This is a genomic window from Rhodovulum sp., from assembly GCF_011048875.1.
Lineage (GTDB): Bacteria > Pseudomonadota > Alphaproteobacteria > Rhodobacterales > Rhodobacteraceae > Rhodovulum > Rhodovulum tesquicola.
In genome coordinates, this window is record NZ_DSDD01000085.1 from 1 (window position 1) to 5,961 (window position 5,961).

The window sequence follows — 5,961 nt, forward strand, 5'->3', positions numbered from 1 at the left end:
ATGGCACCACGGCCGATGGCGCCGTGCCGCTGGAGCCGGTCCATTGCCTCGGGCTGTGCGCCTGTGGCCCTGCCGCGCTGGTCGATGAAACGCCCGTGGCCCGCGTGACGGCCGAGCGGCTGGAGCGAATGGCCCGCGAGGTGGTTGGATGAGCCTTACGCAATACCTGCCGCAGGATGCCGCCGCGCTGGCCCTTGGCGCCAACGCGATCACCGCTGCGCTGTCCGCGGCGGCCCGGGCGCGCGGGATCGAGTTTCGGCTGGTCCGCACCGGATCGCGCGGGATGGTCTGGCTGGAACCGCTGCTGGAAATCGAGCGCGACGGCGTGCGCCATGGCTTCGGCCCGCTTGAGGTTTCGGACGCAAAGCCCCTGTTCGAAGCCGATTTCGGCGACCACGCCAAGGCGCTGGGGCCGGTCGGGGCGATCCCCTTCCTCGCCCGCCAGACGCGGCCGACCTTTGCCCGCTGCGGCGTGATCGACCCGCACGATCTCGATGCCTACCGGAGCCATGGGGGGCTCAAGGGGCTGGCGCGGGCGCGGACCATGGCGCCCGCCGAGATCGTGGCCGAGGTGACGGATTCGGGCCTGCGCGGCCGGGGTGGTGCGGGGTTCCCGACGGGCATCAAGTGGAAGACGGTGCTCGACGCCGAGGGGCCGCAGAAATACATCGTCTGCAATGCCGACAAGGGCGACAGCGGCACCTTTGCCGACCGGATGCTGATGGAGGGCGATCCGTTCTGCCTGATCGAGGGCATGGCGATCGCCGGGCTGGCGGTGGGTGCAAGCAAGGATTTCGCCTACTGCCGCTCGGAATATCCTCATGCAATCAGAACCTTCGGCGCCATTCTTGACGCGGCACGCGAAGGTGGCCTGCTGGGCACGGGCTTCGACATCGAGCTGCGCGTCGGCGCGGGGTCCTATGTCTGCGGCGAGGAAACCGCACTTCTGAACTCGATGGAGGGCAAGCGCGGCACGGTGCGGGCGAAACCGCCGCTGCCCGCCCACAAGGGCTTCATGGGCCGCCCCACCGTCATCAACAACATCATTTCCCTGGCCTCGGTCCCGGTGATCCTGGCCGAGGGGGCCGGGTATTACAAATCCTTCGGCCTCGGCCGCTCGCTGGGAACGGTGCCGTTGCAGGTCGCAGGCAACGTGAAACATGGCGGGCTGTTCGAGGCGGCCTTCGGCATTACGATCCGCGAACTGGTCGAGGATATCTGCGGCGGCACCGTCTCGGGGCGCCCGGTCAGGGCGGTGCAGATTGGCGGCCCGCTGGGGGCCTATTTCCCGGCCCGCATGTTCGACACCCCCCTCGGCTACGAGGAATGCGACACGGCGGGCGGGTTGATCGGGCACGCGGGCATCGTGGCCTTCGACGACAGCGCCGACATGGGCGCGATGGCGCGCTTCGCGATGGAGTTCTGCGCGGTCGAAAGCTGCGGCACCTGCACCCCCTGCCGGATCGGCGCGGTGCGCGGCATGGAGGTCATCGACCGCATCCGCGCGGGCGACCCGGCGGCGCCCGCGATCCTGGCCGATCTCTGCGAAACCATGCGCGACGGCTCGCTCTGCGCGCTGGGGGGCTTCACGCCCTATCCCGTGGAAAGCGCGCTGAAACACTTCCCCGAGGATTTCATCCCCCAGAAAGAGGCCGCGGAATGAAGGACTTCATCCTCCCCGATGCCGATTTCGGCACCCCCGCCCGCCGGTCCGACCGGACCGTGACGCTGAGCATCGACGGTTTCGAGGTGACTGTGCCCGAGGGCAGCTCGGTCATGCGCGCCGCGGCCGGACTGGGCATCGAGATCCCCAAGCTCTGCGCCACCGACAGCGTCGAACCTATCGGATCCTGTCGGCTCTGCCTGGTGGAAATCGAGGGCCGGCGCGGCACGCCCGCCTCCTGCACCACGCCGGTCGCACCCGGCATGAAGGTCCACACCCAGACGCCCAGCGTGGCGAAACTGCGCCGCGGCGTGATGGAGCGCTATATCTCCGACCACCCGCTGGATTGCCTGACCTGCGCGGCGAATGGCGACTGCCGGTTGCAGGACATGGCCGGCGCCGTGGGCCTGCGCGACGTGCGTCATGCGCCCGGCGCCAACCATTTCGAGACGCGCCAGAACGGCGAGGCGAACCCGCGCCATGCGCCCGAGGACGAGACCAACCCCTGTTTCACCCATGACCCCGCGAAATCCATCGCCTGCTATCGCTGCATGCGGGCCTGCGAAGAGGTGCAGGGCAGCTTTGCCCTGACCGTCGAGGGCCGCGGGTTCGAGGCGCGGATCTCGGCGGGCGGCAGCGATTTCCTGTCCTCGGAATGCGTCAGTTGCGGCGCCTGCGTGCAGGCTTGCCCGACCGCCACCCTGCAGGAGAAATCCGTCATCGAGATGGGCACGCCCGATCGCGCCGTGGTCACGACCTGCGCCTATTGCGGGGTGGGCTGCAACTTCCGCGCCGAGATGAAGGGCGATCAGGTCGTGCGCATGGTCCCCGCCAAGGACGGCAAGGCGAACCGCGGGCACAGCTGCGTCAAGGGCCGCTTCGCCTATGGCTATGCCACCCATCCCGACCGCGTCCCGACCCCGATGATCCGCGCATCGATCGACGAGCCCTGGCGCGAGGTAAGCTGGGAGGATGCCCTTGCCCTCACCGCGGCGAAGTTCCATGCGATCCAGGAAAGACACGGGGTACGCGCCATCGGCGGGATCACGTCCTCGCGCTGCACCAACGGGGAAGCCTTCCTCGTGCAGACGCTGATCCGGCAGGTCTTTGGCAACGACAACGTCGATACCTGCGCGCGGGTCTGCCATTCGCCCACGGGCCGTGGCCTCAAGACGACGCTCGGCACTTCGGCCGGAACGCAGGATTTCGACAGCGTGGAACAGGCCGACGTGGTGCTGGTGATCGGCGCGAACCCGACCGACGGGCACCCGGTCCTTGCCAGCCGCCTGAAGAAACGGCTGCGGCAGGGGGCAAAGCTGATCGTGGCGGACCCGCGCCGGATCGACCTCTGCGCGGGCCGCATGTCCGTGCCGCCCATCACCTTCCGCTGCGCCCCGGCACCAATGTCGTGCTGCTGACGGCGATGGCTCATGTCATCGTCACCGAAGGGCTGACGGATAAGGCCTTTATCCGCGGGCGTTTCGAGCTGGACGCCTATCAGCACCGGGCAGGCTTCGTCGCCGAGGACCGCTACAGCCCCGAGGCGACCGAGGCGCTCACCGGTGTGCCCGCCGCCGAGATCCGCGCCGCCGCCCGGCTTTACGCCACGGGCGGCAATGCGGCGATCTATTCCGGGCTGGGGGTGACGGAACACTCCCAGGGTTCGACCACCGTGATGGCGATCGCCAACCTTGCCATGGCGACCGGCAATATCGGCCGCCCCGGCGTCGGCGTGAACCCGCTGAGGAGCCAGAACAACGTGCAAGGCTCCTGCGACATGGGCTCGTTCCCGCATGAATTGCCGGGCTATCGCAATGTCCATGACGCCGACGCGCGGGGGATATACGAACGGCTCTGGAACGTCACGATCTCGGACGAGCCGGGGCTGAGGATCCCCAACATGCTGGATGCGGCCGTGGGGGGGCAGCTTCAAGGGCATCTACATCCAGGGCGAGGACATCCTGCAATCGGACCCCGACACCAAACACGTGGCCTCGGGGCTGGCGGCGGTGGAGTGCGTGGTCGTGCACGACCTGTTCCTGAACGAGACCGCGACTTACGCCCATGTCTTTCTGCCCGGCTCGACCTTCCTGGAAAAGGACGGCACCTTCACCAATGCCGAACGCCGGATCAACCGCGTCCGCCGGGTAATGGCGCCCCTGAACGGGTTCGCCGACTGGGAGGTGACACAGAATCCGGCCAACGCCATGGGCGCGGGGTGCTCCTATGTCCATCCGTCCGAGATCATGGCGGAAATCGCCGAGACCACGCCCTGCTTCGCGGGGGTGTCCTGCGATCTGCTCGATCGCGAGGGCTCGGTGCAATGGCCCTGCAACGACACCGCGCCGCTTGGCACCCCGATCATGCATGAGGGCGGGTTCGTCCGGGGCAAGGGGCTGTTCGTGGTCACCGACTATGTGCCGACCGACGAACGCACCGGGCCGCGCTATCCGCTGTTGCTGACCACGGGACGGATCCTGTCGCAATACAATGTCGGCGCCCGGACGCGGCGGACGCAGAACTCGATCTGGCACGAAGAGGACGTTCTGGAAATCCTCCCCCACGATGCCGAAACCCGCCGGATTTCCGAGGGCGACTGGGTGCGGCTTGCCTCGCGCTCGGGCGAGACGACGCTGAGGGCGACGCTGTCTGATCGCGTCAGCCCGGGCGTGGTCTATACCACTTTCCACCACCCCGAGACGCAGGCCAATGTCGTCACCTCGGACTATTCCGACTGGACCACGAACTGTCCGGAATACAAGGTGACGGCGGTGCAGGTGGCGCAGACCAACGGCCCCTCGGACTGGCAGCAGACCTATGCCGCGCGCGCCCGCGCCGCACGGCGCATCCTTCCGGCAGCGGAATGAGCGGGGGCGCCACCAGAACCACCGCGCCGGTCGCGGGGTTCGGCGCGCGGCTGCTGGAGCGGCGCCGCGTGATGGCGGGGCCGGTGGGCTGCGGATGGTGCGGCATCGACAGCCTGAAGGAGGCCACCCGCCCCCTGCCCACGCTGCCGCCCGACGGGCTGCGCCTGGCCGAGGGCGACATCGCCCGGGCGATCACCGCGCTGGCGCTGGCCCAACCGCTGCATGCCGAAACGCGGGCGATGCATGCGGCGGGGTTCTGGACGCCCGGCGAAGGGCTGGTCCTCGCGCGCGAGGATGTGGGGCGGCACAACGCGCTCGACAAGCTTCTCGGCGCGCTGGCGCGGGCCGGGCGGGATGCCTCGGGCGGCGTGATCGTGATGACCTCGCGCGTTTCGATCGAGCTGGTCCAGAAGGCGGTTCTGGCCCGCGCGCGCATCCTGATCGTTGTTTCCGCCCCCAACGACCGCGCCGCCGTAGCGGCCGAGGCGGCGGGGCTGACCCTGATCGCGCGCGCCCGTGGCGCGGGCTTCGACATCCACACCCATCCCGACCGGATCGCATTGACAGAGGTTCCCCATGACGCCTGAGAAACTGATCTACATGGCCAACCAGATCGCCACCGCCTTTGCCCGGCGGCCCGAAGACGAGGCGGCGGCCGCCATCGCCGAACATATCGACGCTTTCTGGGGGCCGGGGATGCGGGCACAATTGCTGGCGCTGGCAAAAGCCGGTGCGCCGGATATCTCGCCGCGGGTGCTGCGCGCGGCCGAACGGATTCGCCGGCCCCAGGCGGCGTAGCCGGCCCGTTCCGGGCCGGTTCGGGTATTTTTTCCAAGAAGAAACAGCCGACGCGCTGCGGGGATCAGCGTCTTCCGTCGAATTTGAGCGGCAGGGTAAAGCTGTAGCTGGCGCGGTCCAGCCCCCTTGGCGCGGCGGGAAACGGCCCGGCGCGGCGGACAGCGGCCAGCGCCGCGCGGTCCAGCGCGGGATCGCCCGCGCTTTGCACCAGCCGCGCCGAGACCAGCGCACCCTCGCGCGTCACCACCAGTTCGACCAGCGCCCGGCCGGTCGCGCGGGTCTCGCGCGGGTAGCGGTGGACCCGGCTGACCCGGGCAAGGATCCGCCCGCCCCATTCGGCATGCAGCGCGCGGGCAGCGGCCTCTGACAGAGCGGGCACGGCGCGGGCAGGCGCGCCGGCCTGCGGCGCGCGCTCGGTGCCCCGGGCGCTCTGGGCCGGGGCGGGCGGCGGTGCCGTGTCGGGACGGCGTTCGGGGCGCGGGGCGGCCATTGGCGGCTCGACCGAAGGCGCATCCGGCGCGCGCAGCCCCTCGGGACGCGGGGGCATGTCGGGCTCCAGCGGTGCGTCATCGGCCCGGCCCGGTGCGGGCGGGACGGCCAGGATGGCCGTCTCGGCCGGGGGCGGCGCGATTG

The 5,961-nt window shown here is 69.6% G+C and carries 4 protein-coding genes and 2 pseudogenes; 5 read left to right on the forward strand and 1 reads right to left on the reverse strand.

What is annotated here, in order from left to right:
* From ENN83_RS02975 to ENN83_RS02995, 5 genes and pseudogenes are all read left to right on the forward strand, one after another.
* Window positions 1-152: NAD(P)H-dependent oxidoreductase subunit E (locus tag ENN83_RS02975; protein ID WP_287183937.1), on the forward strand; the 152-nt coding region annotated here is incomplete at its 5' end.
* The gene (locus tag ENN83_RS02980; protein WP_287183929.1) at window positions 149-1,663 is read left to right on the forward strand and encodes an NADH-ubiquinone oxidoreductase-F iron-sulfur binding region domain-containing protein; all 1,515 of its coding nucleotides are present in this window, start codon (window positions 149-151) and stop codon (window positions 1,661-1,663) included. The genes ENN83_RS02975 and ENN83_RS02980, both read left to right, overlap by 4 nt.
* Window positions 1,660-4,530: pseudogene (fdhF, locus tag ENN83_RS02985) on the forward strand (formate dehydrogenase subunit alpha). The gene ENN83_RS02980 and the pseudogene fdhF overlap by 4 nt, the downstream one beginning before the upstream one ends.
* Before the next feature lie 44 nt (window positions 4,531-4,574).
* Window positions 4,575-5,117: pseudogene (locus ENN83_RS02990) on the forward strand (formate dehydrogenase accessory sulfurtransferase FdhD); the annotation flags it as partial.
* Window positions 5,107-5,328, forward strand: coding sequence for a formate dehydrogenase subunit delta (locus ENN83_RS02995; RefSeq protein WP_287183932.1), 222 nt, complete (start codon window positions 5,107-5,109; stop codon window positions 5,326-5,328). The pseudogene ENN83_RS02990 and the gene ENN83_RS02995, both read left to right, overlap by 11 nt.
* Window positions 5,329-5,392: 64 nt before the next feature.
* On the opposite strand, the gene ENN83_RS03000 is transcribed toward ENN83_RS02995, so the two are convergent.
* On the reverse strand, window positions 5,393-5,961 hold a 569-nt coding region (locus ENN83_RS03000), incomplete at its 5' end, for an energy transducer TonB family protein (RefSeq protein WP_287183934.1).

What these genes read in the sequence shown, in the direction of transcription:
- ENN83_RS02980 (WP_287183929.1), top strand. Translation starts at nt 149, where the DNA reads ATGAGCCTTACGCAATACCTGCCGCAGGATGCCGCCGCGCTGGCCCTT.
- ENN83_RS02995 (WP_287183932.1), top strand. Translation starts at nt 5,107, where the DNA reads ATGACGCCTGAGAAACTGATCTACATGGCCAACCAGATCGCCACCGCC.